Below are 25,278 nucleotides of genomic sequence, written 5' to 3' on the forward strand. Positions count from 1 at the left end.
TATCATGATTAGTGCTCAAGAACAAGTGCGCCAAATTAAACATGGTGTAGCGGATTTAATTAACGAACAAGATCTTGTAAAAAAAATAGAGAAATCCATTAAGGAAAATAAACCACTAGTTGTAAAACTAGGTTTGGATCCAACGGCTCCAGATATTCATTTGGGACATACTGTTCCTCTTCGCAAGCTGCGTTTATTTCAAGAATTTGGTCATCAAGTAGTGATCGTCATCGGTGGCTTCACTGCTCGTATTGGTGATCCTACTGGTAAAAGTGTTACTCGTCCACCATTAACAAAAGAAGAAGTATTGAAAAATGCTGAAACTTATAAGACACAAATCTTCAAGGTATTAGACCCAGAAAAAACAATCGTTCGTGACAATAGCGAATGGTTAGAATCTATGAACTTTGCTGACGTACTTCGTTTGGCTAGCTCCTATACAGTTGCACGTATGATGGAACGCGATGATTTCAGCAAACGCTTTAAAGAAGGTCGTCCTATTGGCGTGCATGAGTTCATGTACCCATTGATGCAAGGTCACGATTCTGTTGCATTACATGCAGACGTTGAATTTGGTGGCACAGACCAAACTTTCAACCTGTTGATGGGGCGTCATTTACAAGAGTTAGAAGGTCAAGAGCCACAAGTTGTGATTACAATGCCATTGCTTGAAGGACTTGACGGCATTCAAAAAATGAGTAAATCTTTGGGCAATTATATCGGTATTGATGAAGAACCTAAAGAAATGTATGGTAAAGCGATGTCCATTCCTGATGAATTGATGATGCGTTATTTCATGCTCGTTACAGATATGTCTATCGAAGAGCAAGAGGACATGGCAAAACGTCTAGAATCCGGAGAGTTACATCCACGTGATGCTAAAATGCAATTGGCTCGTACCATTGTTCGCTTGTACCATGGTGAAGAAGCTGCTCTCGAAGCGGAAGAAGAGTTTAAACGGGTGTTCCAACAACGCGCCATGCCTACAGATGTTCCTGAGTACGTTATGGTTGCACCAATAGAACCAATCTTTGTCCCACAATTCTGTACAGATGCTGGTTTAACTGCGTCCAATGGTGAAGCACGTCGATCCATTAAAGCAGGTGCTTTCAAAGTAAACGGTGAAAAATACACGGAAGAAAACCTTAAGCTAGAAGATGGCATGATCATTCAAGTTGGTAAGCGTAAATTTGTAAAAATTAAATTTAACTAATATAAAACTGTGATGAGATAGAAATCTCATCACAGTTTTTTCTGTCTATTTTGTTTATAAGATTATCTATCTACTGAATCTGTTGTTTGTGAAGCAAGAAATTGACTTACAAGTTAATGTATAATGAATATACAAAGACAATATAAAAATAAAATACAAATTTGATACATAAAAGATTTTTACAAATATTGTATAAAATAGATTATAACTTGTGAGAGGACCATTTATGGACAAGAAATTAAGTAACCTTTTATCACAACGAGAACATACTGTTCTTACAGATATTGATGTTATTACGGCGGCAGTAGCCGTGCCTCTATTAGAAATCGATGGAGAAGATCATATGGTGTTTACCGTGCGTAGTAATACATTGCGACGTCAACCCGGTGAAATCAGTTTCCCTGGCGGGCACTGTGAGCCTAATGATAAAAGCGGTGCCCATGCTGCCATGCGTGAATGCTCTGAGGAACTTGGTATAGACTTAGATCAAATTGAACTGCTAGGAAATCTAGACTGTTTAGTATCCGCAATAGGTGTAAAACTATATGCGGTCGCCGTGCGCCTACATACAAGTGATTTAAAACCAAATTCCGATGAAGTAGGCGAGGTATTTACAGTTCCCTTACAATATCTATTAGATATGGAACCGACCGTAGGTCACCTAGACATTGGAACTAAGCCGTTAAAAGATTTTCCATTTCATCTATTAGAAGGATATAATATCGACTGGAAAATTAGACAAAACTATTCCGTCTATTTCTATCCCTATAAACAATACACCATATGGGGACTAACAGGACGAGTGTTGAAGAATTTTTTAGATATATATAAGGAAGTTCATTTATATAATAATGCCTATAAAAATTGACAGATTACAAATTAAGGTATACTATTTATGTGTAAAAGGTTTAATGTGTTGCACTAATTAATCTAGGAGGTTCTCACATGAATCGTGAAACAGCATACGTACTTTGGTTTGATGAATTACAACGTGAAGATGTTAATTTAGTAGGTGGCAAGTCTTCTTCTTTAGGGGAATTGACATCCTCCACTAATGTACCTGTACCTTATGGCTTTGCAACAACTGCCCATGGTTATCGTGAGTTTATGAAAACTACAGGTTTGGAAGATAAAATCCGGGCTGAGCTTGATGCTTTAGATGATGTAGAAAATTCTGCATTATTGCGCGAAGTGTGTGCTAAGATTCGCCGCATGATTTGTCAGGAAGAAATGCCAAAAGACTTGGCAGATGCTATCCGTCATGCTTATGAAGAACTTGGTAAAAAAGTGAACGAAGAAAATCCGTTTGTAGCTGTTCGTTCTAGTGCAACAGCAGAAGATTTGCCAGATGCAAGCTTCGCAGGCCAACAAGATACGTATTTAAATGTACGCGGTGCTGACGTAATTATCGAAAAAGTAAAAGAATGCTACGCATCTACATTCACAGATCGTGCCACATATTACCGTGTAAAACAAGGCTTTGATCATATGACAGTAGCATTGAGTGCTGCAGTTCAAATGATGGTATTCTCTAAAGCAGCTGGCGTAATGTTTACTGTTGATCTTGTAACAGGCAATGATAACAATATTCTTATTGAAGGCTCTTGGGGTCTTGGTGAATATGTTGTACAAGGTACGGTTACACCAGATAATTTCCGTGTGGATAAAGAAAAGATGGAAATTACGGACCGTATGATTAACGATAAACATGTTCGCCTTGTTCGTAAAGCCGATGGTGACTGTGTTGAAGAAGTGGTGCCAGCTGACGAAGCAAAACAACAAGTTATTACAGATGCTCAAGTTTTGGAACTTGCAGAATATGCAAAAGCAATTGAAAAGCATTATGGTTGCTACATGGATATGGAATGGGGCGTAGATGAACGCAATGACAAGATTTGGATCTTGCAAGCTCGTCCAGAAACAGTTTGGTCCCGCAAAGAAAAATCAGAAACGTCCGAAAAAGCTAGCACATTAGATGCAGGTAATCGTGATATTATTGTAAAAGGTTTGCCAGCATCCCCTGGTAATGCAGCAGGTAAAGCTCACGTTATCATCAATCCTGAGGATATCGATGAGTTCAAAGAAGGCGAAATTCTTGTTACAGCTATGACAGCTCCTGACTGGGTGCCAGCCATGAAAAAGGCAAAAGCAATTGTTACTGACGCTGGTGGTATGACTTGTCATGCGTCTATCGTTAGCCGTGAGCTTGGTATTCCTTGTATCGTAGGTACTAAGAGCCGTAGTCATGAAGCGACTACCTCTATTAAAGATGGTCAAATGATTACCGTTGATGCTACAAATGGTATCGTATATGATGGCGTATTAGAAGATATCGTTAAAAAGCCTGAAGCTCAAGTTTCTACAGGGGCAGCAGCTGAATATGTGCCTGTAACAGGCACTAAGATTTATATGAACTTAGGTGATCCTGATTTGGCCCAAAAATATGGTGTACTACCATGTGATGGCATCGGTCTCATGCGTGAAGAGTTCATTTGGACAACCTTTATTCATGAACATCCATTGCACCTTATCGAAACAGGGCGCAGTGACTTTGCTGTAAATACATTGGCGGAAGGTATGCGTAAAGTATGCCAAGCATTAGCCCCTCGCCAAGTAGTAGTTCGTTTGAGCGACTTTAAATCTAGTGAATACCGTGACCTTAAAGGTGGCGATAAATATGAACCGCATGAATCCAGTGCATTACTTGGCTGGCGTGGCGCATCTCGCTACTATGATCCTAAGTACACACCTGCTTTCAAATTAGAATTAGAAGCAATCAAAAAAGTGCGTAACGAATTTGGTTTCAAAAATCTACAAGTTATGATTCCATTCTGCCGTACTGTGGAAGAAGCTGAATTAGTAACTAACTTAATGGCTCAAGAAGGTCTTGCACGCAGCAAAGACTTTAAAGTATGGCTCATGGCTGAGATCCCATCCAATATTATCTTAGCTGATCAATTTAATAAATATGTAGATGGTTATTCTATCGGTTCTAACGATTTGACTATGCTTGTACTCGGTTGTGATCGCGATAACGAAACAGTTCAACATATCTATGATGAACGTAATTTAGCAGTTCGCAGAGCAATTCGTCACCTCATTGAGGTGGCCCATAAAGATGGTAAAACTGTATCTATCTGTGGCCAAGCGCCAAGCGTATATCCTGAACTTTGCGAATTCCTTGTGAAGAGTGGTATCGACTCTATTTCTGTTAACCCAGATGCAGTAGTTAATACTAAGAAAATGGTGGCTCAAATCGAACAACGAATTATGCTCGATGCTATGACTGGTCGTGGTCGTCAAGAATCTGACGAACTAATTTGGTAATAATATAGTTATGGTGAAAGAGGAGGCCTGTGGGTCTCCTCTTTTTCTGAATGGTAACTTAGGATATAATACAAACAGAGATGAAAGGGGGTTACCGTGTGAAACTGTCGAAACGACAAGAACAAATTGCTCAAATCGTTCGCGAAGAAGGTCCTGTAACAGGTAGTGCCATTGCTGAACATTTAGAGGTCACAAGATCTGCGTTGCGCTCAGATTTATCTGTATTGACCATGTTAGGTGTGTTAGATGCACGTCCAAACGTAGGCTATTACTATGTTGGACTTTCAAAGGAAACACAAACGGCTGAGCGATTAAAGTCATTTCTGGTAAGTGATGTATTATCTCAAGCAGTTGTGGTCAATGGGGATACGAGTTTGTATGATACAATTGTCACATTATTTACAGAGGATGTAGGTACTATATTAGTGTGTGATGGTTCATACCTAGTAGGTGTGGTATCTCGAAAAGATTTACTACGCGCCTCTATGGGACAAACAGATTCGCATACCATGCCTATATCTATGATTATGACCCCTGTAAGCAAGGTTATAGCGGTGGAGCCTACTGATACTTTGGTAGAGGCTGCACAGAAAATGATAGATTATGAAGTAGATTGTTTACCTGTCGTCGCTCGTGAGGATGTGGGTAACAAGAAGCGTTTAAAGGTTGTGGGCCGTGTATCAAAAACGACGGTAGCAAAAGTATTTTTAGAATGTAGCATACACTGAGGTTGATAGAATGGCAGAAAAAATTATTTATGCAATATCGGATTCTCTGGGGGAAACTGCTGAGGCTGTAGCGAGAGCTACGGCGAGTCAATATGATAAGGAGCAAATTGAAATTGTCCGTGTTCCCTATATTGATAGTGAAAGCCAAATTGATGAGGTCATAGACGACGCAAAACGTGGGAATCATGTTATTTGCCATACCATTGTGTCTGCGTCTTTACGTAAGTATTTGCATGAGAAGGTGGCTGAATATAATATTCCGGCTGTGGATATCATGGGGCCTGTTCTCGATGCAGTTGGTACTATCGCAACTACTAAACCTCGCATGACAGCAGGTATGGTTCATAAGCTCGACCAAGAGTATTTTAAAAAGGTTGAAGCTATTGAGTTTGCCGTGAAATATGACGATGGTAAAAATCCATCTGGTTTTGAAAAGGCCGACATAGTTATTATTGGTGTATCTAGAACTAGTAAGACACCATTGTCCATGTTCTTGGCGTACAAAAAGATTAAAGCCGCAAATTTGCCACTAGTTCCAGAGGTACCGTTGCCAGAGGAATTGTTCAAGATTCCGGCAAAAAAAATCGTGGGCCTTATTATAGATCCATACAAATTAAATAATATTCGTAGTGAACGTTTACGCGCTATCGGTCTTGAAGACGAAGCAAATTATGCATCTATTGAGCGTATTCAATCTGAATTGGATTATGCAAAGGCTATTATGCGTCGTTTGCACTGCCAAGTGTTAGATGTTTCTAATAAATCCATTGAAGAAACAGCTTCTCTTGTCATGCAATTGATTGATAAAAATCGCGCGTCGGAGGGTAAATGAATATACGTGAACAAATAGAGGAGAGGGAGGTTTTGTTTCTGTCTCCCTATGCTGCTAAAAGCCGCGATGCAATCCGTGATATAGAAGAAAAGCCTGATCCACTTAGAACCGCGTTTCAACGCGATCGGGATCGCATCATTCATAGTAAATGTTTTAGACGGTTAAAGCATAAGACACAGGTATATATTGCGCCAGGTGACCATTATCGGACACGCATGACTCATACCCTTGAGGTAGGTCAAATCGGTCGTACTGTGGCTCGTGCATTACGTTTAAATGAAGACCTTGTGGAAGCTATTGCCATGGGTCATGATGTGGGACATACACCATTTGGTCATGTAGGTGAATATGCATTGCGAGATATGGTGGGGCACTTTAATCATAATGAGCAAAGTTTACGCATGGTTGAGGTATTAGAAAGACATGGTGATCATCAAGGACTCAATTTAACCACCGCTGTTCGAGATGGCATCGTAGGTCACACAGGAGCTACAATTCCTGTGACCTTGGAAGGTCAAATTATTCGTATTGTAGACCGTATTGCGTATTTGTGCCATGATTTTGATGATGCACAGCGAGCAGGTATGTTGACGGCAGAGGCGTTGCCTTTTGAAGTGCGCGAACATTTTGGTATGACTCCATCCAGTATGATTACTGCAATGGTAGAGGATATGGTACGGGAATCCTTGGATAAGCCAGCTATATCTATGTCTGCTGATGTGGAAATGACGATGAATCTATTCCGTCAATTTATGTTTAAACATGTATATTTGGCACCAGCTTTAATTCCGGATCGCAAAAAGGCATCCCATGTGGTGAAAAATCTATTTACTCACTTCATGGAACACCCTGATGATATGGAAGGCTGTGAAACAGGTAAAGCGTTTTACTCTACACGTGATGTAGTTGATTATGTAGCAGGCTTAACAGATCAATATGCTATTAAGTTATTTAAGCAATATTATATTCCAAATATTACATTATAAATAACAAAAAAAGCAGTTAGTTCAAAATGAACTAACTGCTTTTTTGGGGCTCTAGAACCCCAAAGAGTACATGTACTTTTTATTTTACGCGCGTGTAACTTTATTAGAACGAAGGCAGCGAGTGCATACGTTTACTTTTTTTGTAGCACCGTCTACAACCGCCCGTACTCTTTGAATGTTCGGTTTCCAAGTTTTTCTTGTGCGAATGTGAGAATGACTCACGTTCATACCGCTAGATGTGGATTTACCACATACTTCGCAAAGGTTTGCCATAGTTTCCACCTCCAAGCTTAATCTATAACATAACAAAAGTATATTATCATAAAGAATAGCTTAAAGCAAGTATTTTTGTCGTACATATTGCTCTTTTTATGAAATATACTACAATATAAGGTATACTATATATCATATTCTAAGATATAAATGGACTTTTACACAAGGATATACAAAAATTGGATATATCTCATGTGTTTATCGTATATTTAAAGGAGTTCTTATGGATGAACGATTGACGACTATAAAGGGAATTGGTCCTGGTCGTGAGAAACAATTGCATAAATTGGGAATTACCAATGTTACATCCTTATTGACTTACTTTCCCAGAACCTATGAAGACCGGCGTACGATTTATAGAATTGGTGATTTAAAATCAGGTATGACAGGTGGTATCGTAGGTACTGTTATTGCTGTACAAGAGAAACGCCCTCGCCCTCGATTGTCTATTTTAGAGGTGGTCATTGCAGATGGCACAGGTCCTTTGAAGATTGTTTTGTTTAATCAAGGGTATAAAAAAAACTTTTACAAAAAAGGACAACGTATATATGCATATGGTAAGGCTGAGTTTCAATATGGTTCCATGCAAATGAATACACCGCAAATGGAAAACTTAGGAGACGGTGGTGAACCAGATCGAGGTATCGTTCCTATTTACGCGCTTGCTGATGGGGTATCTCAGTTTGTGGTTCGTTCAACTGTACGTAATTGGTTCGCAGCTAACCATGAATTACCAGAGATTTTACCTGTGGAGGTTCGTGATGATCATCATTATATGAGTCGCTATGATGCTTTTAAGATGATGCATTTCCCAGACTCCTCAGAGCTCTATGAAAAGGCTCGTTATCAATTGGCCTATGAAGAGTTGTTCGTCATGCAAGCTGGTTTAGCTTTGTTGCGAAATAAAGAACAATGCCACAGAGGGCCTAAAATGGGACCAAATGGGGAACTAATGGCTCAGTGTATAGAGAATTTACCGTTTTCCTTAACAGGTGATCAACAACGAGCATTAGAGGATATTCGTATCGATATGGAAGACGAACGACCTATGCAAAGGTTGTTGCAAGGTGATGTAGGCTCTGGTAAAACCGTTGTGGCTACCCTGAGTTTATTAAAAGCCATCGAAAATGGGTATCAGGGGGCAATTATGGCTCCTACGGAGATTTTAGCGGCTCAACATTATGAAGGGATACAAACTGTATGTGCTAATTTAGGTATTACTATAGAACTATTAACTGGATCCTCCACGAAAAAGGAAAAAGAACGCATCTATGAAGGCTTAGCTGATGGAACAATTCATATGATTATTGGAACCCATGCTCTTATTCAAGAGGGGGTTAATTTTCATAATCTAGGCCTTGTTATCGTCGATGAGCAACATCGCTTTGGCGTAGATCAACGGGCGAGATTGCAACAGAAGGGAACATATCCTCATGTACTTATCATGACGGCTACACCAATCCCTCGTACCATGACATTATCCGTATATGGAGATTTAGCAGTATCTTTAATTAAAGAAATGCCACCAGGGCGAAAACCTGTTAAAACATATGCTGTAGATAGTTCTTATAAAGAGAGATTACGCACTTTCTTTTGTAAGGAAATGGCAGAGGGGCGTCAGGTCTACGTGGTGTGCCCTCTTGTAGAAGAATCCGAAAAATTAGACTTGCAAGCCGCTGAGGAATTGTATCTAGAATTAAAAGAGTACTTTTATAAGGCCTATGAAGTGGGCCTCGTTCACGGTCGTATGAAGCCGAGTGAAAAAGATGAAGTGATGAATGCCTTCTATAGGGGTGAAATTTCATTACTTGTTTCTACAACAGTTATCGAAGTGGGGGTTAATGTGCCAAATGCGACCATTATGTGCGTTGAAGGGGCAGAGCGATTTGGTCTATCTCAGCTACATCAGCTGCGGGGCCGTGTAGGTCGTGGCGCTCATCAGTCCTATTGCATTCTTGTTAGTGATTCTAAAAATGATGTAAGTCAAGAGCGCTTAAAGTTGATGGAACAAATCCAGGATGGATTTGAGCTTGCAGAGCAAGATTTATTGCTTCGCGGATCTGGTCAATTATTTGGATTAGCTCAATCGGGGCTGCCAGATTTACGCGTTGCTAATATTATCAAAGATATTGAAATTTTAGTAGAGGCTCGCAAGGATGTACTAGATTTTGCAAATCAATTCGGAATAGAAAAATTAGAATCTATCATGAAAGAAGAATTAGAAAAAAGATTTGGTGAAAAATTTCTAAGAATATTGTATAATTAAGAGGTAGGATTAATAAGTATATAAGCATCGATAATATTAGATTTTATCTGGCTTTTTCCTTGTCTATATGTCCTTCATACCGTATAATAGAACAAACAATTTATTTCATTTTTCATCTATGGAGGTTAATATGCCAATTATTCATGTAGAGCTCGTCGAAGGGCGTACAAAAGAACAAAAGAAACAATTAGGTGAAGCAATTACAAAGGCTGCGGTTGATATCGTAAATGTTCCTGCTGATGCAGTAAAAGTTATCTTCGTAGATATGAAAAAAGACGATTATATGGAAGGCGGCATTTTGCGGTCTGAACGCTAAGGCTACGACTGACCGCCTAGTCCATAGGGACTAGGCGGGTCGTAGTTTTGTTTTATTATACGGAAAGGAAAGAAATATGAGAGACGATAAATTCGGTATGCGTGGACTAACTTTTGATGATGTATTATTAATACCAGCAGCTTCTGATATACTGCCTAATCAAGTAGAGTTAAAAACTCAATTAACTCGTGACATTACATTAAATATTCCTATGATTAGTTCTGGGATGGATACGGTTACTGAATCACGGATGGCGATTGCTATGGCTCGTGAAGGAGGTCTTGGCGTTATCCACAAAAATATGTCTATTGAAGAGCAAGCTCATGAAGTTGACAAGGTAAAACGCTCTGAACACGGTGTTATCGTTGATCCTATTTTCTTAAGCCCTCAAAATTTACTATCCGATGCAGCAGAACTTATGGAAAAATATAAAATTTCTGGTGTACCTATCACAGAACATGGTAAACTAGTAGGGATCATTACAAATCGCGATATGCGTTTTGAAACTGATTTAAGCCGACAAATTGGGGAATGTATGACAAAAGATTCCCTAGTTACTGCACCGGAAGGTACATCTCTTGAAGCGGCGAAAGCTATCTTAAGCGAACATCGTATTGAAAAATTACCTCTTGTAGATGGCGACGGTAACTTAAAAGGCTTAATTACGATTAAAGATATTGAAAAAGCGACTAAATATCCAAATGCAGCAAAGGATGGTAGTGGCCGATTATTAGTTGGTGCTGCAGTAGGTGTTTCTCAAGATTTGTATGATAGACTTGATGCGCTTGTATCTGCTAAAGCTGACGTAATTATTGTTGATACTGCCCATGGGCATTCTGCAGGTGTTCTTCGTACGTTGAAGGACATTAAACAAGCGTATCCTCACATTCCTGTAATTGCAGGTAATGTGGCAACTGCAGCAGGCACTGAGGCTCTTATCGAAGCTGGAGCTGATGCAGTTAAGGTTGGTATAGGACCTGGGTCTATTTGTACAACTCGTGTCATTGCTGGCATTGGGGTACCTCAAATCACAGCAGTCTATGAGTCTGCTCAAGTGGGGCGTCGCTATGGAGTTCCTATCATTGCTGATGGGGGGATTAAATATTCTGGAGATATTGCTAAAGCTATTGCGGCTGGTGCTAATGTAGTTATGATGGGTAATATTTTAGCGGGTACTGATGAAAGCCCTGGAGAAACAGTGATTTATCAAGGCCGTTCTTATAAAGTATATCGAGGCATGGGTAGTCTAGGGGCTATGAAACTCGGTAGTAAAGATCGATATTTCCAAACAGAAGCTAAGAAATTAGTTCCTGAAGGTATAGAAGGTCGTGTACCATATAAAGGTATGTTGGCCGATACAATTTTCCAAATGGTTGGTGGTTTGCGTGCAAGTATGGGGTATTGTGGATGTCATAACATCCAAGAAATGATTGAAAACACTCAATTCATTCAAATTACAGCGGCTGGTTTGAAAGAAAGTCATCCGCATGATGTAAGCATTACCGTTGAAGCACCAAATTATAGTGGTTGATAATGGAGTATTACATTGAATAAACGTATTTCTGTTTTATCTGTGCCTATCGATTGCGTCACAATGGATGAGGCAGTCCAACGTATTTTGCAATTAACTGAACAGCCGGGGCTACATTTAGTAGCAACGGCTAATGCAGAAATGGTTATGTTGGCTAATGAAAATCCTACATTGCACTCCATATTGAATAATGCTAGTCTCGTCGTTCCCGATGGGGCTGGCATTTTGTGGGCTGCAGAGCGTCAAGGAGAACATGTGCCTGAACGCGTAACAGGTGTAGACGTAACTATGGAATTGTTTAAAGTTGCGGCGACTCATCAAATTCCTGTATACTGCTTGGGGGCGGCACCTGGTGTTGCTCAACGAGCGATTGATAATGTATCTGCTCAGGTAGGTGTATTAAATATAGCAGGAATTCATGACGGATTCTTTGATAGTGCAGAGGAACAAGAAATCATTAAATCTATAGCTGAATCTAAGGCAAAATTAGTATTTGTTGCCTTAGGTGTGCCAAAGCAAGAACAATGGATTGCAGAAAAGTTGAGTCACCTCAATGGCGTAGTTGCCATCGGAATTGGTGGTTCCTTTGATGTCTTGGCAGGTAATATTCCTCGGGCCCCAGAATGGATGCAACAAAATCGACTTGAATGGTTGTATCGATTATATTTAGAACCTCAACGGATTGGCCGCATGTTGGCTATTCCAAAGTTTATGTGGACCGTTATTAGAAATAAATAGAGGAGTGTTGAATCGTGCCTACAGGACCAATAATTAAGGAAGGGTTTCCTCTGATAGGAGCTATGCTCATTATCACTGTGGTGTTAGGATATTTAGGACATTATGTAATTGCGATTATTTCATTTATTCTGGCATTATTTTTCGTCAATTTCTTTAGAAATCCTAAACGTGTAATCCCTCAAGATCCAGATTTGATTTTATCCCCAGCGGACGGTAAAATCATGGATATTTCTGATGTATACGAAGATATTTACTTACATAAAGAGTGTAAAAAAGTAACTATTTTCTTATCTGTTTTTGACGTACATGCTAATCGTGCGCCTATTGATGGTAAAATTACGTACCGTCACTATACGATGGGTAGTTTCCTACCAGCATTCAAAGATGATGTAGGTTTTGAAAATGAACGTCATACTATTTGTATTGAAAATGATCGTACTTCCGTATTAGTAACGCAAATTGCGGGCCTTTTAGCAAGACGTATCGTATCTTGGACAGACCTAGATAGTGTACTTGAACGTGGTCAGTTGTACGGGATGATTAAGTTCGGTTCCTGTACTGAGCTCTATATGGATAAGGATGTAGAGTTGTTCGTGGAAAAAGGTCAACATATTACAGGTGGTGATACTGTTATCGGGAGGTTACGACATGAATAAATCTATTATTCCAAATTTATTTACTAGTGCAAACTTAGCATTTGGTGTTCTTGGTATTACATTGTCTGCTACTAATAATACATTCTGCGCAGCCATATGTATATTATTGTCTTTAGTAGCAGATGGGTTAGATGGGCGTGTAGCAAGAGCTTTAGGAGTTGCAGGACCAATGGGCCGGGAACTTGATTCTCTGTCTGATGTAGTGGGATTTGGTGTAGCGCCTGCCTATATGCTTTATATGAAAGAATTATATGGTTTAGGATGGATTGCATATGTGCCACTATTAGCTTTTGCAGTGCTTGGTGCATTTCGTTTAGCGCGATTTAATATTAAAACTGACGAAGTTCATGGCTATTTTGAAGGTTTACCAATTCCAGCCGCTGGATGTTTAGCAGCGACCTACGTATTGTGTGGCGTATCGGTACCTCAATTTGTGTTGGTAGTTTGTATGATTGGTATAGGTCTCCTTATGGTTAGTGAAGTTAAATATCCCGATTTTAAAGGTAAAAGTGAGATTTATATCAATAAGCTTTCTATTGTACTCACAGCCATATTTGTTGTAGCTTGTCTCGTGTATGATTGGCATACATGGGCCGTTATGATTTTTGCTGGCTATGTAATGTTTGGGCTTATTAACGGGGCTTTAAATATAGTGCGTAAATAGATGTGTGGAGGAGAATAGTATGAATTACCTACTGGATCTATTACTGATTCCTATGCAGGTAATAATCGTAATTTATACGGTTTATTATTTTATACTCGCTGTCGTAGGTATGTGGCGATCGCGAGTACATAAAAATTATACCCCTAAAAATTCCTTTGCCATCGTTGTATGCGCTCATAATGAAGAAGCTGTTGTTGGTGAGTTAGTTAAAAACTTACGTGGCCTAGATTATCCAGATGATCTGTACGATATTTTTGTAGTTGCCGATAACTGTACAGATAAGACTGCGGAAGTAGCAAGTGCTGCTGGCGCTAATGTACATGTACGTGAAAATAAACAAGAAATAGGTAAAGGTTATGCCATGGGGTGGATGTTTGATCGGGTAGAACAAATGGATCGGAAATATGATGCATTTCTGATTTTTGATGCCGATAATTTAGTACATCCTCAATTTATGTTAGAAATGAATGATCATCTTGAAAAAGGTGAGTCTGTAATTCAAGGTTACTTGAACTCTAAAAATCCAACTGACTCTTGGGTAGCCGGTACGTTCTCTATCGCCTTTTGGATGGTTAACCATATGTGGCATTTAGCAAAATATCGTCTTGGATTATCTACGGCCTTAGGTGGTACAGGCATGTGTATTCGTACATCTATTATTCGCGAATACGGTTGGGATTGCAATAGCTTAACCGAAGATATGGAATTTTCCATGAAACTATTGACTCATGGTATCCGTACTTGTTGGGGGCATGATGCTATCGTATATGATGAAAAGGTTACGACTATGATGGCTTCTTGCAGACAGCGTTTACGATGGGCTCAGGGGCAATTTGACTGTGCGGGTCGATATATTCCTAAATTATTTGCTATTGGTATCAAAACAGGGAATATTATGATTTTGGATGGTATATTCCAAGTGAGTCAACCTTATTTCTTATTGTTGACAACCGTATACTTGGTGTTATCCTACATCAATGCGTATACTCCAATTTATACAAATATTTTGTATCAAATTATGCCTATGTCTGTATGGACAATTATAGGTGTTGGTCAATATCTATTCCCATTAATTGTATTGTTGAAAATCAAGGTACCACCAAAGATTTGGTTCTACTATTTACTATATCCATTATTTGTTTACTCTTGGATTCCAGTAAATATTTTAGGGTGGTTCCGCCGTCATAATAAGGTATGGTCTCATACAGTCCATACGAGAGCTGTGGGCTTAGATGATGTTAAATTAACACGTATGGGCAATATGAATAAGAATGAAAAATAGAATCTGTAGGAGTGACTATGCATATTTTAATGTGTAATGACGATGGCATTTTAGCAGATGGTTTACGTCATCTTGCATCGTATTTAAGTCAATATTATAGAATTACCGTTGTAGCACCTGCTAATGAGCAAAGTGCTAAATCTCATGCATTGACGACCGAGGTTCCATTGAAATTAGATGCTTGCAATGGCGAGGATGAAAATCCTCGCCTTTATGCTCTAACGGGAACGCCGTCCGATTGCATGAAGTTCGGTCTCAGTTATTTATTGACTGATGATATGCCAGATCTTGTAATTTCTGGAATTAATCATGGATTTAATTTAGGCTCTGATGTATTGTATTCCGGCACTGTTTCGGCAGCTATGGAAAGTGGTTTTTACGGTATTCCCGGTTTAGCATTATCTGTTGAGAGATATTCTGTTGAACGGGGAGACGAGATGCATCCATTTATACATGAATTGATTGAGAAAATTTATGTGGCGGGCCAGTTTAGCGGTTTACTAAATGTGAACTTCCCATTACGTGGCACATGTGATTGGGATCATTTTAAAATGGTGAGCCAAGGCTTACAAACCTACAGTAATATTATCGAAGCTCGTATTAATTCAAGAGGACAGGATTATTATTGGTTAGCTGGCGAGCTAGACTATGGTGCTGAAAGTGTTCCTACGGATGTAGAATTTGCCCGTAAAGGCTATATTACAGGTGTCGCACTCACATGGAAACAACAATGTGATACGGATATGAAAAGGGTTCAAAATATTTTAGATGAAATATAAAAAATATGTTGACATTGCTTAGGGATGTCTGTATAATAACAAATGTTCCGATACGCCGGAGTGGCGGAATGGCAGACGCACTTGACTCAAAATCAAGCGGGTAACACCGTGTGGGTTCAAGTCCCACCTCCGGCACCAACATTAGGCGGTAAGACTTTTGTCTTACCGCCTATTTTTATATTTATGAATTTATATACTATAATATACATTATTAATTTCATGAGGTGACAGTATGGATCAAGGTGTAATTGATTATATTACAAATATCTTTGATATTCCTAAACTTACTCAACAGGTTAGCGCTGTACAGATGCCATTGCCATTATCTCGCTTGGCAGAAATACCATTAGATGGATCTGTAAATCAGTGCCAAGGATTTTGTTATAATTCCAAAAAAGACGTTTTTGCTTTAGCTTGTATTAATTCAGATAATACGAAGCAAATTATTTATGAAATTAATCCAAAAACTTTTACTGTTGTTGCAAAATATGAGTATAGTTATAAAAGTTTATTAGGTCATATGAATACCTTAACTTATAATTCTGTTAATAATCGTTACTATACAACAAATGCTGTTGTAAATGGATATAACCTTACTCCTATTGAAGCGGATAGCATGATTGTTGAAGCACCGATTAAACTAAAAGAGAAAGTTTTTAATTTTGCATATGATAAAGTACGCAATGAATATGTATCAATTGTGCCTTTAACAAACTCTGAACGGACAATTAATTATTACGACTCCAATTTTAATCGTATTCGTTCTTATAAAATTGATGCTAATCATACAAACTTAAATAATAACGGTGCTTACGCAACTAATGGAAATACTTTATTTACGACGTTGACAACCTTTGTATACGTCGATGAAGAGGGAGTTGTTAAAAATATTAGCCCTTATGCTTCTGGAATGGAAGTAGAAGACATGGATTGTCGAAATGGTCAAATGTATATGGCGGTTAATCGCAAAGGTAAAGTTGAAATATATAGTTTGTCTAGCCTACCATTTTCGGTAAATGTCTAGATACTACCTATGTTTTAATCCCCTTTATGAGTGTATAATAATAGTATTAGAGTATTTTAGGAGCTATTATGAAATTAGGGAATGATATTATAGAGATTGACCGTATACGTCAAGCTATAGAGAAATCAAGTTCATTTAAAGCGCGCGTTTATACGATTCATGAGATTGAATATTGTAAAAGTCGGAATAAAGGATGCTACGAATCCTTTGCAGGTATATATGCTGCAAAAGAGGCTTTTATTAAAGCTTTAGGTACAGGGATGAGGTATGGATCATGGCAAGATATAGAGATTTATCATGATGAATGGGGCGCACCCTTAATTCGTTTACAAGATACTTTCAAAGATATTTACGAAACATCAGGTTATACTGATATTCATGTATCGATTAGTCATTGCAAGGATTATGCAATGAGTACAGTTATACTTGAAGGAGCATAAGATGAATATTTTAACTACAGAAGATGCTCGATTTATAGATCGAGAGGTTCCTAAGCAATTAGGAATTTCTTTAGAAATCCTCATGGAAAATGCTGGACGTGGTATCGTAGATGCCTTATGGGGAGAGTACGATTTATTTTCCCTGAATAATGGTCGTTCCATAAATAGTTTTGTTTTATTTATATGTGGTACGGGTAATAATGGGGCAGATGGCCTTGTAGCGGCTCGCCATTTTATGGAGCAAGGCGTACCAGCACAAATTGTACTAGTAGGAGATATAAACAAGTGTAGTGATCTTTTTGCAGTGCAAATTGAGCGCTGCAAAGCTATGGGCTGTAGCATCGATATGTATGATGAATTCAATGATTGGTCCAACGTAGCCATCGCTGTGGAAGGCATCATGGGAACGGGCGTTACTGGAAGGTTAAGAGAGGTGACCATCGATATATTGAATGATATTGATACTATGCGTAGTCAGTATAATTTTGATTTGTGGGCTATTGATGTACCTGCAGGTTTGGATGCTACTACTGGTCATGTAGCAGAAGGCACACTGACCTATGATTATACTGTTACTTTTGGAGCTATCAAACAAGGTTTGTTATTATATCCCGGAAAGGCTGTAGGAGGAACCGCTGTGGTTGCTCCATTGGGTGCTCCTTGGCAGCAGGTACTGGGTGAACGTGTTAGAACTATAACCATTGATTCTGATTTAGCCGAAAAAATTATCAACTATCGTACGCCAATGGCGCATAAAGGTGTCAATGGAAACACTTTAATTATTGGTGGTTCAAATGATATGATAGGAGCCCCTATTTTGGCTGCTGAAGCGGCAGTTCATAGTGGTGCTGGTAAAGTAACATTAGCTGTACCCAAAATAATTAAACAGATTGTACAAAGCCGTGTCATACCTGAGGTGATGGTTACTTCCACAGAGACTAATAAAGAACTTTTTGATTGTCGTCAAGTTGTTGCTATGGGACCTGGTTTAGGTCGCACCCGTGAAATCTGTGATTTAGTGGATCATATCTTAGAAGCTTACGAAGGAGCATTAGTACTAGATGCTGATGCTTTGTATGCCTTGGGACATGTTGGTTGTGTTAATAAAGATGCTTTGCGAGATAGTGATATTGAGTCTGCATATACAGTGGAAAGAGAATTTCCATATTGTGTCATGACACCGCATTTAGGTGAATTTAGTAGACTTATTGATTTATCTATTAAGTGGATTGAGCGTCATTATATCACGTTGGCTAGAGAATTTGCTAAGGCTCATCAAGTTATTCTTGTACTAAAAGGAATTCCTTCAATTGTGGCATTACCTGATGGAACGGTGTATGTAAATACTATCGGTAATGCGGGCATGGGTACTGGCGGTATGGGAGATGTACTGACTGGTGTAATTGCTGGTTTTATAAGTCAGGGTTATTCACTACAAGATAGTGCTGTTCTCGGTGTATATGTACATAGTCGTAGTGCAGATATTCTGAATGAAACAAAGAGTTGGGGTTATACTCCGAGTGATGTCAGTGCTTCTTTAGGCTTCGTGGTTAGTGAATTATTGGGAGATTATGAATGACAAATAGAATACAACGCTTTATAGCTTTTTTGTTAGTATTATGTATTCCTATCTTCGCCATTGCAGGCTGCACAAATAATGATGTAGCAAACGCAGCAAATCAAGTAACTACTAACGCTAATGGGACTTACTCAATCGATACTAAAACGACTACCCCTGAAGGTAAGCTAGATGTATATATGCTAGATATTGGTCAGGGGGATGCTATATTACTTAAGGTAGGCGATGAGTATAGCATGATCGATACTGGTGATATAGAACATCGTGAAAATATTGTAGCTCAACTTAAAACTATGGGTGTAACAAAGCTAAAAAATATTATTATCACGCATCCTCATGCTGATCATATGGGTGGTTTCTATGCTATTGCAAAGGCTATGCCTATTGAACATGTATATGATGATGGTATTGCTGTTGATAATAATATGTACAAAACTTATGAAAAGTGGATTGAGAAAAATAAAATTCAACGAACTACTTTGAGAAGTGGAGATGTAGTTGATTTTGGACATGGTGCTGTCTTTGTAGTATATGCTCCTTGGGTTGAACCTTTAACTGATAAAAAAGGAGAGACAGATCTTAATAATAATTCTATTGTAGGTAAATTAATCTTCGGTAAATTCTCTATGCTCTTCACGGGTGATGCTGAATGGCAAGAAGAGAAAAAACTTATAAAAGAGCAGAATTCCAGATTGTTTGCTCGTATTCTTAAGGTAGGTCATCACGGTTCTCGTACAAGTAGTTCTGAAGATTTTTTGAAATCTATTAAGCCTGAAAGTGCATTAATTTCAAATGGCATGTATAATAAGTATGGTCATCCTCACGATGTGACATTACGTCGCTTGCAGGAAAATAATATTGCTATTTACCGTACAGATACGATGGGACGTATTCATATTAGTACGGATGGGAATGAATGGCAAATTACAACTGAACGTTAGTTTTGATTACTTATACAAAAAATTATTTTTATGAAACTGTTTTTTGTGTATTCTGTATAAGGTCTTTATATAGTAATATGTGTAATCGGCATACTAATCTTCATGTTTGTATGAAATAATCTATTTATAATCTAACATTAGTTTATGGATAGATTGGAACGATGAGATTTTGATAGATAAAAATATCATCGACTCATCTCTATGGTTTGGACACTATGTATGTCAGTTAGATTGGAGTGAATGTATTGCGTAAACTATTTTTAATGTGCCTTGCAGTCTTGATGGCGATACCTTTATTATTGACTCAAGCAAAGGCAGCTAATTTGGAAGATGCTCGATGGGTGACTAGAACAGATGCACTTGTACCATATGTTCGTATTGTTATGGACTTATCGGCACCTATAAAGGCATCTGCATCAATTAGCAAAGATGGGAAAACTACGACTGTTACTTTAAAGAATACAAAGCTAAAGACGGCTAAAGAGAACATTTCTATGGACTCAGCTATTGCTAGCTCTGCTAAACTTTCACAAGATGGCAGAGACGTTAAAGTAACAATCAAGACACCTTCATCTATTGATACTAGTGATGTAAAGGTTTTTTCCTTGAAAAAAGATACGGTTAATAAGAAACCGTATCGTATCGTTGTTGATGTTCAGAAAAAAGGTGCTGTAGCTAAGCCTGCTTACTATGGTAAAAAGCCATCTCAATCTGCGCATCCAGCAAAAAATGTACCTACAGGATCTGGCAAATACTCTACTAGCGGTGGTTTATCTGGCAAAACAATTACTATTGACCCAGGACATGGTGGTAGTGATTCTGGTGCTATTGGACCTCACGGCGTACAAGAGAAAAACATTACACTACCGATTTCCATGTATTTGAAAAAATCTTTAGAAAATCGTGGTGCTAAAGTGCTTATGACTCGTACTACCGATGTAGATGTATATGGCCCTAATGCAAGCGGTGTTGATGAATTGGGGGCTCGTGTTAACGTGGCTAACCGTAGTAATTCTGATGCTCTTGTAAGCGTTCATATCAACGCATTTAATAATCCTAGCGTTGGTGGTATTGCAACATATTACTATAGCAAAACCGGTAACGATGCTCGATTAGCACAAAAGGTACAATCTCAAATTGCTAACACACCTGGTTTCAATGGTGATCGTGGCATTCAAGAAGGTAACTTATACGTGTTGAGACATTCTAATATGCCTGCAATTCTTGTAGAGCTTGGTTTTATTTCTAACCCTAATGAGGAACGTGTGCTACAATCTCCTCAAACTCAAGAAGACTTTGCTAACCGCATTGCAAATGGTATTGCTAATTACTTTGGAGGTTAATCGATGAAATTACGTAAACAAGTTCTATCGATTCTCTGTGTAGGTATGCTGGCATTTGTAGTGGGTTGTACACATGAACAAGCTCCTACAACAGGTAAAAGTGAACCTACGCAAGAGACGAAAGTCAATAAGGATGCAGAAACAAGTAAAGTATCTCAAGAAAAGGTTAAGATGGCCTTCTTTGTTCCTACAGAGGATGGTTCTGGGGTAAAACAAACTACCGTTGAGATGGAGGCGAATAAAGTTACGCCTAAAGCAGCTCTTTTAGCAATGTTAAATGCCGATAGAGCACAAAAATACCCAGTCTTCTCTAAGGATATTGAAATTACATCTGTTACTGTAAAAGATGGTATTGCTTCTGTTGAAGTAAATGATGCATTCGTAAAGGGTAATGGCGGAGACTTAACTGTTAAATTACAAATGGCTGCTATTGTAAATACATTGACATCCTTTGATAATATTAATGGTGTTCTATTTGTCAATAATGGTAAAAAGGTGCCAACTGTAGGTTCCTTTGATACTAAAGAACCTGTTAAGAGAATGACGAATCTAATTAAAAAATAATTCTTTTAAGAACATTTATAGCAGATAGTTGTTATATCAACTATCTGCTATTTTTGTTGTCTTTTATATATGTTACAATACAATAAGTAATAAACGGAAACTAGGTGATCAGATGCAATTAAAAGATGTAGGGGAATTTAATTTCATTCGCCAAATTCAAGATAACACAATATATAATCCTAATACTGTAGTGTATGGTATTGGTGATGATTGTGCTATTTATAAAGCAGAACAAAATGCAGAGCAATTGATAAGCACTGACACAATGGTGGAAGGTGTTCATTTTAGCTTTCACTATATGATGCCCTATGATGTAGGGTATCGCCTTATGACGGCTAATTTAAGTGATGTTGCGGCTATGGGTGGCATTCCTAGACAAATTGTATTATCTGTAGCCGCACCAGACCATGTTGATACAGTCATTCTTGATGAAATTTATAGGGGAATTAAAGATCAATGTATGCGATATCAACTCAATATATTGGGTGGAGATACGGTACGTACAGAAGGGCCCATGGTTTGGACTGTAACAATTATCGGAGAGGTTCCTAAAGGCACTGCGGTTATGCGAAGTGGTGCGAAAGTAGGAGATGTTGTAGGTGTTACAAACTATGTAGGTTATGCAGCTACAGGCTTAGGAGCGTTATCATATAATTTAGTAGGCTATGATATGACCAAAGTGGGGCATCAACGTCCCGAACCACAGATTGAATTGGGGCAAAAATTGCGACGACTTGGTATCCATAGTATGAATGATATTAGCGATGGACTAGGAAGTGAATTGAATGAAATCGCTGTAGCTAGTAATGTTTCCATTGTATTTGAAGAACAAGCAATCCCTCTACACGAGGAGACTTACGAATTAGCTAAGCATTTACAAACTAATCCAGTAGATTATGCTTTGTATGGTGGAGAAGACTTTCAGTTAGTCTTTACGGCGCCAAAATCACTACTTTCGGAATTGGAAAAGCTATCAGGCATTACGTTGATTGGAGAAGTTTTATCTGGCCCACCACGGGTTCAAATGGTAACACCTGATAAAACGATTAAGACTGTAGAAGCGAAAGGATATAATCATTTTCATGAAGGATAAGGTACAGGTTCATTTAAAGACTTATACAGTAGAAGATACACAACAATTTGGTAAATTATTAGGTGCATGGGTTAAACAGAATGGGGACCCTCTTTGTATAGCACTAGTTGGTGACTTGGGGACAGGAAAAACACATTTGTCGCAAGGAATTGCAAAGGGCTTTGGGGTTACTGAAGAAATTACAAGTCCTACCTTTGCCATCATGAATACCTATGATGTGAATCGAACTCATTTATATCATTTTGACGTATATCGCTTGGAAGATATTAGTGAACTGGAAAATATTGGCTTTTATGAGTATACAGAAGATTGCGTATCCATTGTAGAATGGGCTGATAAATTTCCTCATGAATTGCCTGATGAAACACTATGGATTTATTTAACGCGCATTGATGATACAAGCCGATCCATTACATTAGTTAGTGATTACCTTACAGCGGATGATTTAGTAGAAATAGGAGGCCCATATGTGGTTGGGAATTGAGACGAGCTCACTTGTGTCGAGTGTGGCTTTAATGGATGAAAGTTGCCTAATTGGGGAATTGACCATTCAAGCTGGATTGACTCATTCTGAGCAGTTGGTACCTCATATTGATATGTTATTACGAGCCTCTCAAGTTAAAAAAAGTGAATTAAAAGGTATTATGGTTAGCATTGGGCCTGGTTCTTTTACAGGGCTACGGATTGGTATGGGGACAGCCAAAGCTATGGCTTATGCCTTACAAATTCCTTTATATGGTGTAATGACCATGGATAGTTTAGCTCGTAATGTAGCTTATACAGACCGCACGATTTGTACTATTATCGATGCTCAGAAAAAAAATGTTTATGCAGGTATCTACAAATATGATGGTAATGAACTAGTCTGCAAAGAGGAACCTTTTGTCATTGCTGCTAATAATTTATTAGATCGACTCCGAGTATCTGAAGAACATGTAGTGTTCCTTGGGGATGGCGTTAAGCGAATAGAAAAGCTACTAGATGAAAGTGATACAAATTTAACGATTTTAGATATATCGCAACGTATTCCAAAAGCTAGTTCTCTATTACTGGCTGGCCGTAGATTGGTAGACTCTGAAGAGAGTTCTGACCCTATGGATATGGTTCCTTATTATATTAGACGCTCAGAAGCAGAAGTGTTATGGGAAGAACGCCATAAGGATAATCCTGAAATGTTGAACCAAAATCCTGCAGTTATAGTTACTGAGGCAGCGGGAGTCGAATAATGGAGATTCGTTTGGCTACAATAGATGATGCTCAAGCTATCTATGCTATTGAACAACAGTCTTTTTCTGTTCCTTGGAGTTTAGAATCTGTTCTCGTTGAGTTAGAAGGGGCATCAAATAAATTATATATGGTAATTTGTGAGGAGAACAAAATTGTTGGATATGCAGGTGCTTGGCTTGTATACGATGAAGGTCAAATCACGAATATCGCTATTATTCCTTCCGCACGAGGTAAGGGATATGGATCAAAACTTACCAAGCAATTAATAGATGAATGTCTTACGAGAGGTATGAAAGAAATTTTCTTAGAGGTGCGCATATCTAATTTAGCAGCATTGGCTATGTATAGAAATTTAGGATTTTCTGTAAAAGGAATTCGTAAAGATTATTATTCAGAGCCTACGGAAGATGCTTATATTATGTCTCTCGTTTCAGAGGAAATAGAATGAGTATATACACATTAGCCTTGGAAAGTAGCTGTGATGAAACCTCTGCTTCTGTCCTTAAGGACGGGCGCACCGTTTTGTCTAATGTTATTTCAAGCCAAGTACCAATACATAGAAAATTTGGTGGCGTTGTACCTGAAATTGCATCACGTCATCATATAGAACAAGTTATACCTGTTATAGACCAAGCATTACGTGATGCGAATGTGACTCTACAAGATATCAATCATATTGGTGTTACGTATGGGCCAGGTCTTGTAGGGGCTTTATTAGTTGGTGTAGCTGCTGCAAAAGGGTTATCCTTTGCTACAGGGATTCCCTTGGTGCCAGTGCACCATATGGAAGGTCATATTTTTGCTAACTTTTTAGCTAATCCAGAACTGGAGCCTCCGTTTTTAAGTCTCGTTGTATCTGGTGGTCATACCATGTTAGTACATGTAAAAGGATATGAAGAATTTGATGTTCTTGGTCAAACACGAGATGACGCAGCTGGCGAGGCTTTTGATAAGATTGCACGGGTTATGGGATTCCCTTATCCAGGGGGCCCTCATATCGATGCCCTTGCTGCTGAAGGGAATCCAGAGGCTATTGAATTTCCAAAGGCTTTAAGTGAGCCAGGTAATTTTGAATTTAGCTTTAGTGGTTTGAAATCCGCAGTTTTAAACTATTTAAATAGTAAGCAACAAAAGAATGAGCCTATTAATCAAGCTGATGTGGCCGCATCGTTTCAAAAGGCCATCGTAGATGTGTTAGTAGAAAAGACGAAAGATGCCGCACATACTTTAGGTGAAAGTCGTATTACTATTGCTGGCGGTGTATCAGCTAATAAAGGATTACAAAAGGCTTTAGAAGCTATGTGTGTAGAAGAAGGTTTTACTTATTACAAACCACATAAAATTTTGTCTACTGACAATGCGGCCATGATTGGATGCCGAGCTTATTATATGGCGCAGGCCGGAAAATTTGGCGATTTAACATTGAATGCAAAGCCTAGTGTTGAAATTGGATACGTATCTTGGAAAGAGGAGTAA

General features: G+C 38.6%; 26 protein-coding genes and 1 tRNA gene. 26 read left to right on the forward strand and 1 reads right to left on the reverse strand.

Features of this window, described 5'->3' with window-relative positions; translation table 11 throughout:
• Window positions 1-4 precede the first annotated feature (4 nt).
• The 6 genes from tyrS to AAAT26_RS01645 all read left to right on the forward strand — a co-directional run bounded on the left by tyrS (window position 5) and on the right by AAAT26_RS01645 (window position 7,086).
• Window positions 5-1,213 (forward strand): tyrosine--tRNA ligase, encoded by a 1,209-nt coding sequence (gene tyrS / locus AAAT26_RS01620; protein ID WP_349208778.1) that lies wholly within the window; start codon window positions 5-7, stop codon window positions 1,211-1,213.
• Between the two features lie 226 nt (window positions 1,214-1,439).
• A complete protein-coding gene (locus AAAT26_RS01625; protein WP_195213177.1) occupies window positions 1,440-2,081 on the forward strand; it encodes an NUDIX hydrolase in 642 nt (213 codons plus the stop codon).
• Between the two features lie 77 nt (window positions 2,082-2,158).
• Window positions 2,159-4,540 (forward strand): phosphoenolpyruvate synthase, encoded by a 2,382-nt coding sequence (gene ppsA / locus AAAT26_RS01630; RefSeq protein ID WP_195213178.1) that lies wholly within the window; start codon window positions 2,159-2,161, stop codon window positions 4,538-4,540.
• Between the two features lie 98 nt (window positions 4,541-4,638).
• Window positions 4,639-5,268: a helix-turn-helix transcriptional regulator gene (locus AAAT26_RS01635; protein ID WP_004696095.1), complete on the forward strand. Its 630-nt coding sequence runs from the start codon at window positions 4,639-4,641 to the stop codon at window positions 5,266-5,268.
• A 10-nt stretch (window positions 5,269-5,278) separates the two neighbouring features.
• Complete coding sequence (locus AAAT26_RS01640) at window positions 5,279-6,100, forward strand: pyruvate, water dikinase regulatory protein (protein ID WP_008601139.1); 822 nt, start codon at window positions 5,279-5,281, stop codon at window positions 6,098-6,100.
• The gene (locus AAAT26_RS01645; RefSeq protein WP_077708491.1) at window positions 6,097-7,086 is read left to right on the forward strand and encodes a deoxyguanosinetriphosphate triphosphohydrolase; all 990 of its coding nucleotides are present in this window, start codon (window positions 6,097-6,099) and stop codon (window positions 7,084-7,086) included. Before AAAT26_RS01640 ends, AAAT26_RS01645 begins: the two co-directional genes overlap by 4 nt.
• Before the next feature lie 84 nt (window positions 7,087-7,170).
• Here AAAT26_RS01645 and rpmB read toward each other — a convergent pair whose 3' ends face one another.
• Window positions 7,171-7,359, reverse strand: a complete 189-nt coding sequence (rpmB, locus tag AAAT26_RS01650; protein ID WP_008601135.1) for a 50S ribosomal protein L28 — start codon at window positions 7,357-7,359, stop codon at window positions 7,171-7,173.
• A 223-nt stretch (window positions 7,360-7,582) separates the two neighbouring features.
• Between rpmB and recG the strand changes: the two genes are divergently transcribed.
• The 20 genes from recG (at window position 7,583) to tsaD (ending at window position 25,278) form a co-directional block, all read left to right on the forward strand.
• Complete coding sequence (recG, locus tag AAAT26_RS01655) at window positions 7,583-9,625, forward strand: ATP-dependent DNA helicase RecG (RefSeq protein WP_077708490.1); 2,043 nt, start codon at window positions 7,583-7,585, stop codon at window positions 9,623-9,625.
• A gap of 130 nt (window positions 9,626-9,755) precedes the next feature.
• The gene (locus AAAT26_RS01660; RefSeq protein WP_004696087.1) at window positions 9,756-9,941 is read left to right on the forward strand and encodes a 4-oxalocrotonate tautomerase; all 186 of its coding nucleotides are present in this window, start codon (window positions 9,756-9,758) and stop codon (window positions 9,939-9,941) included.
• 76 nt (window positions 9,942-10,017) lie between these two features.
• On the forward strand, window positions 10,018-11,472 hold the full coding sequence (gene guaB / locus AAAT26_RS01665; RefSeq protein WP_004696085.1) for an IMP dehydrogenase: 1,455 nt from the start codon (window positions 10,018-10,020) through the stop codon (window positions 11,470-11,472).
• 15 nt (window positions 11,473-11,487) lie between these two features.
• Complete coding sequence (locus AAAT26_RS01670) at window positions 11,488-12,210, forward strand: WecB/TagA/CpsF family glycosyltransferase (protein WP_077708489.1); 723 nt, start codon at window positions 11,488-11,490, stop codon at window positions 12,208-12,210.
• 14 nt (window positions 12,211-12,224) lie between these two features.
• Window positions 12,225-12,866, forward strand: coding sequence for a phosphatidylserine decarboxylase family protein (locus tag AAAT26_RS01675; protein WP_004696080.1), 642 nt, complete (start codon window positions 12,225-12,227; stop codon window positions 12,864-12,866).
• Window positions 12,859-13,530 carry a CDP-diacylglycerol--serine O-phosphatidyltransferase gene (pssA, locus tag AAAT26_RS01680; protein WP_077708488.1) on the forward strand — a complete coding sequence of 224 codons (672 nt, stop codon included), beginning with the start codon at window positions 12,859-12,861 and terminating at the stop codon, window positions 13,528-13,530. Before AAAT26_RS01675 ends, pssA begins: the two co-directional genes overlap by 8 nt.
• A 19-nt stretch (window positions 13,531-13,549) precedes the next feature.
• Complete coding sequence (locus tag AAAT26_RS01685) at window positions 13,550-14,812, forward strand: glycosyltransferase family 2 protein (protein WP_004697272.1); 1,263 nt, start codon at window positions 13,550-13,552, stop codon at window positions 14,810-14,812.
• A gap of 17 nt (window positions 14,813-14,829) precedes the next feature.
• A complete protein-coding gene (gene surE, locus AAAT26_RS01690; protein ID WP_004697320.1) occupies window positions 14,830-15,591 on the forward strand; it encodes a 5'/3'-nucleotidase SurE in 762 nt (253 codons plus the stop codon).
• Between the two features lie 54 nt (window positions 15,592-15,645).
• Window positions 15,646-15,729: transfer RNA gene (locus tag AAAT26_RS01695), tRNA-Leu, on the forward strand.
• Window positions 15,730-15,823: 94 nt separating this feature from the next.
• A complete protein-coding gene (locus AAAT26_RS01700) occupies window positions 15,824-16,615 on the forward strand; it encodes a hypothetical protein (RefSeq protein WP_008601125.1) in 792 nt (263 codons plus the stop codon).
• 68 nt (window positions 16,616-16,683) lie between these two features.
• The gene (gene acpS / locus AAAT26_RS01705; protein WP_077708486.1) at window positions 16,684-17,055 is read left to right on the forward strand and encodes a holo-ACP synthase; all 372 of its coding nucleotides are present in this window, start codon (window positions 16,684-16,686) and stop codon (window positions 17,053-17,055) included.
• Between the two features lies 1 nt (window position 17,056).
• Window positions 17,057-18,634, forward strand: coding sequence for an NAD(P)H-hydrate dehydratase (locus tag AAAT26_RS01710; protein ID WP_349208779.1), 1,578 nt, complete (start codon window positions 17,057-17,059; stop codon window positions 18,632-18,634).
• Window positions 18,631-19,575 carry a ComEC/Rec2 family competence protein gene (locus AAAT26_RS01715; protein WP_004697472.1) on the forward strand — a complete coding sequence of 315 codons (945 nt, stop codon included), beginning with the start codon at window positions 18,631-18,633 and terminating at the stop codon, window positions 19,573-19,575. The genes AAAT26_RS01710 and AAAT26_RS01715 overlap by 4 nt, the downstream gene beginning before the upstream one ends.
• 245 nt (window positions 19,576-19,820) lie before the next feature.
• Complete coding sequence (locus tag AAAT26_RS01720; RefSeq protein WP_316138581.1) at window positions 19,821-20,918, forward strand: N-acetylmuramoyl-L-alanine amidase family protein; 1,098 nt, start codon at window positions 19,821-19,823, stop codon at window positions 20,916-20,918.
• A 3-nt stretch (window positions 20,919-20,921) separates the two neighbouring features.
• The gene (locus tag AAAT26_RS01725; protein WP_077708482.1) at window positions 20,922-21,482 is read left to right on the forward strand and encodes a GerMN domain-containing protein; all 561 of its coding nucleotides are present in this window, start codon (window positions 20,922-20,924) and stop codon (window positions 21,480-21,482) included.
• Between the two features lie 112 nt (window positions 21,483-21,594).
• Window positions 21,595-22,575, forward strand: coding sequence for a thiamine-phosphate kinase (thiL, locus tag AAAT26_RS01730; RefSeq protein WP_316138582.1), 981 nt, complete (start codon window positions 21,595-21,597; stop codon window positions 22,573-22,575).
• Window positions 22,565-23,059 carry a tRNA (adenosine(37)-N6)-threonylcarbamoyltransferase complex ATPase subunit type 1 TsaE gene (gene tsaE / locus AAAT26_RS01735; RefSeq protein ID WP_008601112.1) on the forward strand — a complete coding sequence of 165 codons (495 nt, stop codon included), beginning with the start codon at window positions 22,565-22,567 and terminating at the stop codon, window positions 23,057-23,059. Before thiL ends, tsaE begins: the two co-directional genes overlap by 11 nt.
• Entirely contained in the window at window positions 23,043-23,801 is a 759-nt protein-coding gene (gene tsaB, locus AAAT26_RS01740) for a tRNA (adenosine(37)-N6)-threonylcarbamoyltransferase complex dimerization subunit type 1 TsaB (RefSeq protein WP_349208780.1), read from the forward strand. Before tsaE ends, tsaB begins: the two co-directional genes overlap by 17 nt.
• Window positions 23,801-24,250, forward strand: a complete 450-nt coding sequence (gene rimI, locus AAAT26_RS01745; RefSeq protein ID WP_004696055.1) for a ribosomal protein S18-alanine N-acetyltransferase — start codon at window positions 23,801-23,803, stop codon at window positions 24,248-24,250. The genes tsaB and rimI overlap by 1 nt, the downstream gene beginning before the upstream one ends.
• Entirely contained in the window at window positions 24,247-25,278 is a 1,032-nt protein-coding gene (tsaD, locus tag AAAT26_RS01750; RefSeq protein WP_287501567.1) for a tRNA (adenosine(37)-N6)-threonylcarbamoyltransferase complex transferase subunit TsaD, read from the forward strand. The genes rimI and tsaD overlap by 4 nt, the downstream gene beginning before the upstream one ends.

Source organism: Veillonella parvula, from assembly GCF_040094895.1.
Taxonomy (GTDB): Bacteria; Bacillota; Negativicutes; order Veillonellales; family Veillonellaceae; genus Veillonella; species Veillonella parvula_L.

What these genes read in the sequence shown, in the direction of transcription:
- tyrS (WP_349208778.1), top strand. Translation starts at nt 5, where the DNA reads ATGATTAGTGCTCAAGAACAAGTGCGCCAAATTAAACATGGTGTAGCG.
- AAAT26_RS01625 (WP_195213177.1), top strand. Translation starts at nt 1,440, where the DNA reads ATGGACAAGAAATTAAGTAACCTTTTATCACAACGAGAACATACTGTT.
- ppsA (WP_195213178.1), top strand. Translation starts at nt 2,159, where the DNA reads ATGAATCGTGAAACAGCATACGTACTTTGGTTTGATGAATTACAACGT.
- AAAT26_RS01640 (WP_008601139.1), top strand. Translation starts at nt 5,279, where the DNA reads ATGGCAGAAAAAATTATTTATGCAATATCGGATTCTCTGGGGGAAACT.
- AAAT26_RS01645 (WP_077708491.1), top strand. Translation starts at nt 6,097, where the DNA reads ATGAATATACGTGAACAAATAGAGGAGAGGGAGGTTTTGTTTCTGTCT.
- rpmB (WP_008601135.1), bottom strand. Translation starts at nt 7,359, where the DNA reads ATGGCAAACCTTTGCGAAGTATGTGGTAAATCCACATCTAGCGGTATG.
- recG (WP_077708490.1), top strand. Translation starts at nt 7,583, where the DNA reads ATGGATGAACGATTGACGACTATAAAGGGAATTGGTCCTGGTCGTGAG.
- AAAT26_RS01660 (WP_004696087.1), top strand. Translation starts at nt 9,756, where the DNA reads ATGCCAATTATTCATGTAGAGCTCGTCGAAGGGCGTACAAAAGAACAA.
- guaB (WP_004696085.1), top strand. Translation starts at nt 10,018, where the DNA reads ATGAGAGACGATAAATTCGGTATGCGTGGACTAACTTTTGATGATGTA.
- pssA (WP_077708488.1), top strand. Translation starts at nt 12,859, where the DNA reads ATGAATAAATCTATTATTCCAAATTTATTTACTAGTGCAAACTTAGCA.
- AAAT26_RS01685 (WP_004697272.1), top strand. Translation starts at nt 13,550, where the DNA reads ATGAATTACCTACTGGATCTATTACTGATTCCTATGCAGGTAATAATC.
- surE (WP_004697320.1), top strand. Translation starts at nt 14,830, where the DNA reads ATGCATATTTTAATGTGTAATGACGATGGCATTTTAGCAGATGGTTTA.
- AAAT26_RS01700 (WP_008601125.1), top strand. Translation starts at nt 15,824, where the DNA reads ATGGATCAAGGTGTAATTGATTATATTACAAATATCTTTGATATTCCT.
- acpS (WP_077708486.1), top strand. Translation starts at nt 16,684, where the DNA reads ATGAAATTAGGGAATGATATTATAGAGATTGACCGTATACGTCAAGCT.
- AAAT26_RS01710 (WP_349208779.1), top strand. Translation starts at nt 17,057, where the DNA reads ATGAATATTTTAACTACAGAAGATGCTCGATTTATAGATCGAGAGGTT.
- AAAT26_RS01715 (WP_004697472.1), top strand. Translation starts at nt 18,631, where the DNA reads ATGACAAATAGAATACAACGCTTTATAGCTTTTTTGTTAGTATTATGT.
- AAAT26_RS01725 (WP_077708482.1), top strand. Translation starts at nt 20,922, where the DNA reads ATGAAATTACGTAAACAAGTTCTATCGATTCTCTGTGTAGGTATGCTG.
- thiL (WP_316138582.1), top strand. Translation starts at nt 21,595, where the DNA reads ATGCAATTAAAAGATGTAGGGGAATTTAATTTCATTCGCCAAATTCAA.
- tsaE (WP_008601112.1), top strand. Translation starts at nt 22,565, where the DNA reads ATGAAGGATAAGGTACAGGTTCATTTAAAGACTTATACAGTAGAAGAT.
- tsaB (WP_349208780.1), top strand. Translation starts at nt 23,043, where the DNA reads ATGTGGTTGGGAATTGAGACGAGCTCACTTGTGTCGAGTGTGGCTTTA.
- rimI (WP_004696055.1), top strand. Translation starts at nt 23,801, where the DNA reads ATGGAGATTCGTTTGGCTACAATAGATGATGCTCAAGCTATCTATGCT.
- tsaD (WP_287501567.1), top strand. Translation starts at nt 24,247, where the DNA reads ATGAGTATATACACATTAGCCTTGGAAAGTAGCTGTGATGAAACCTCT.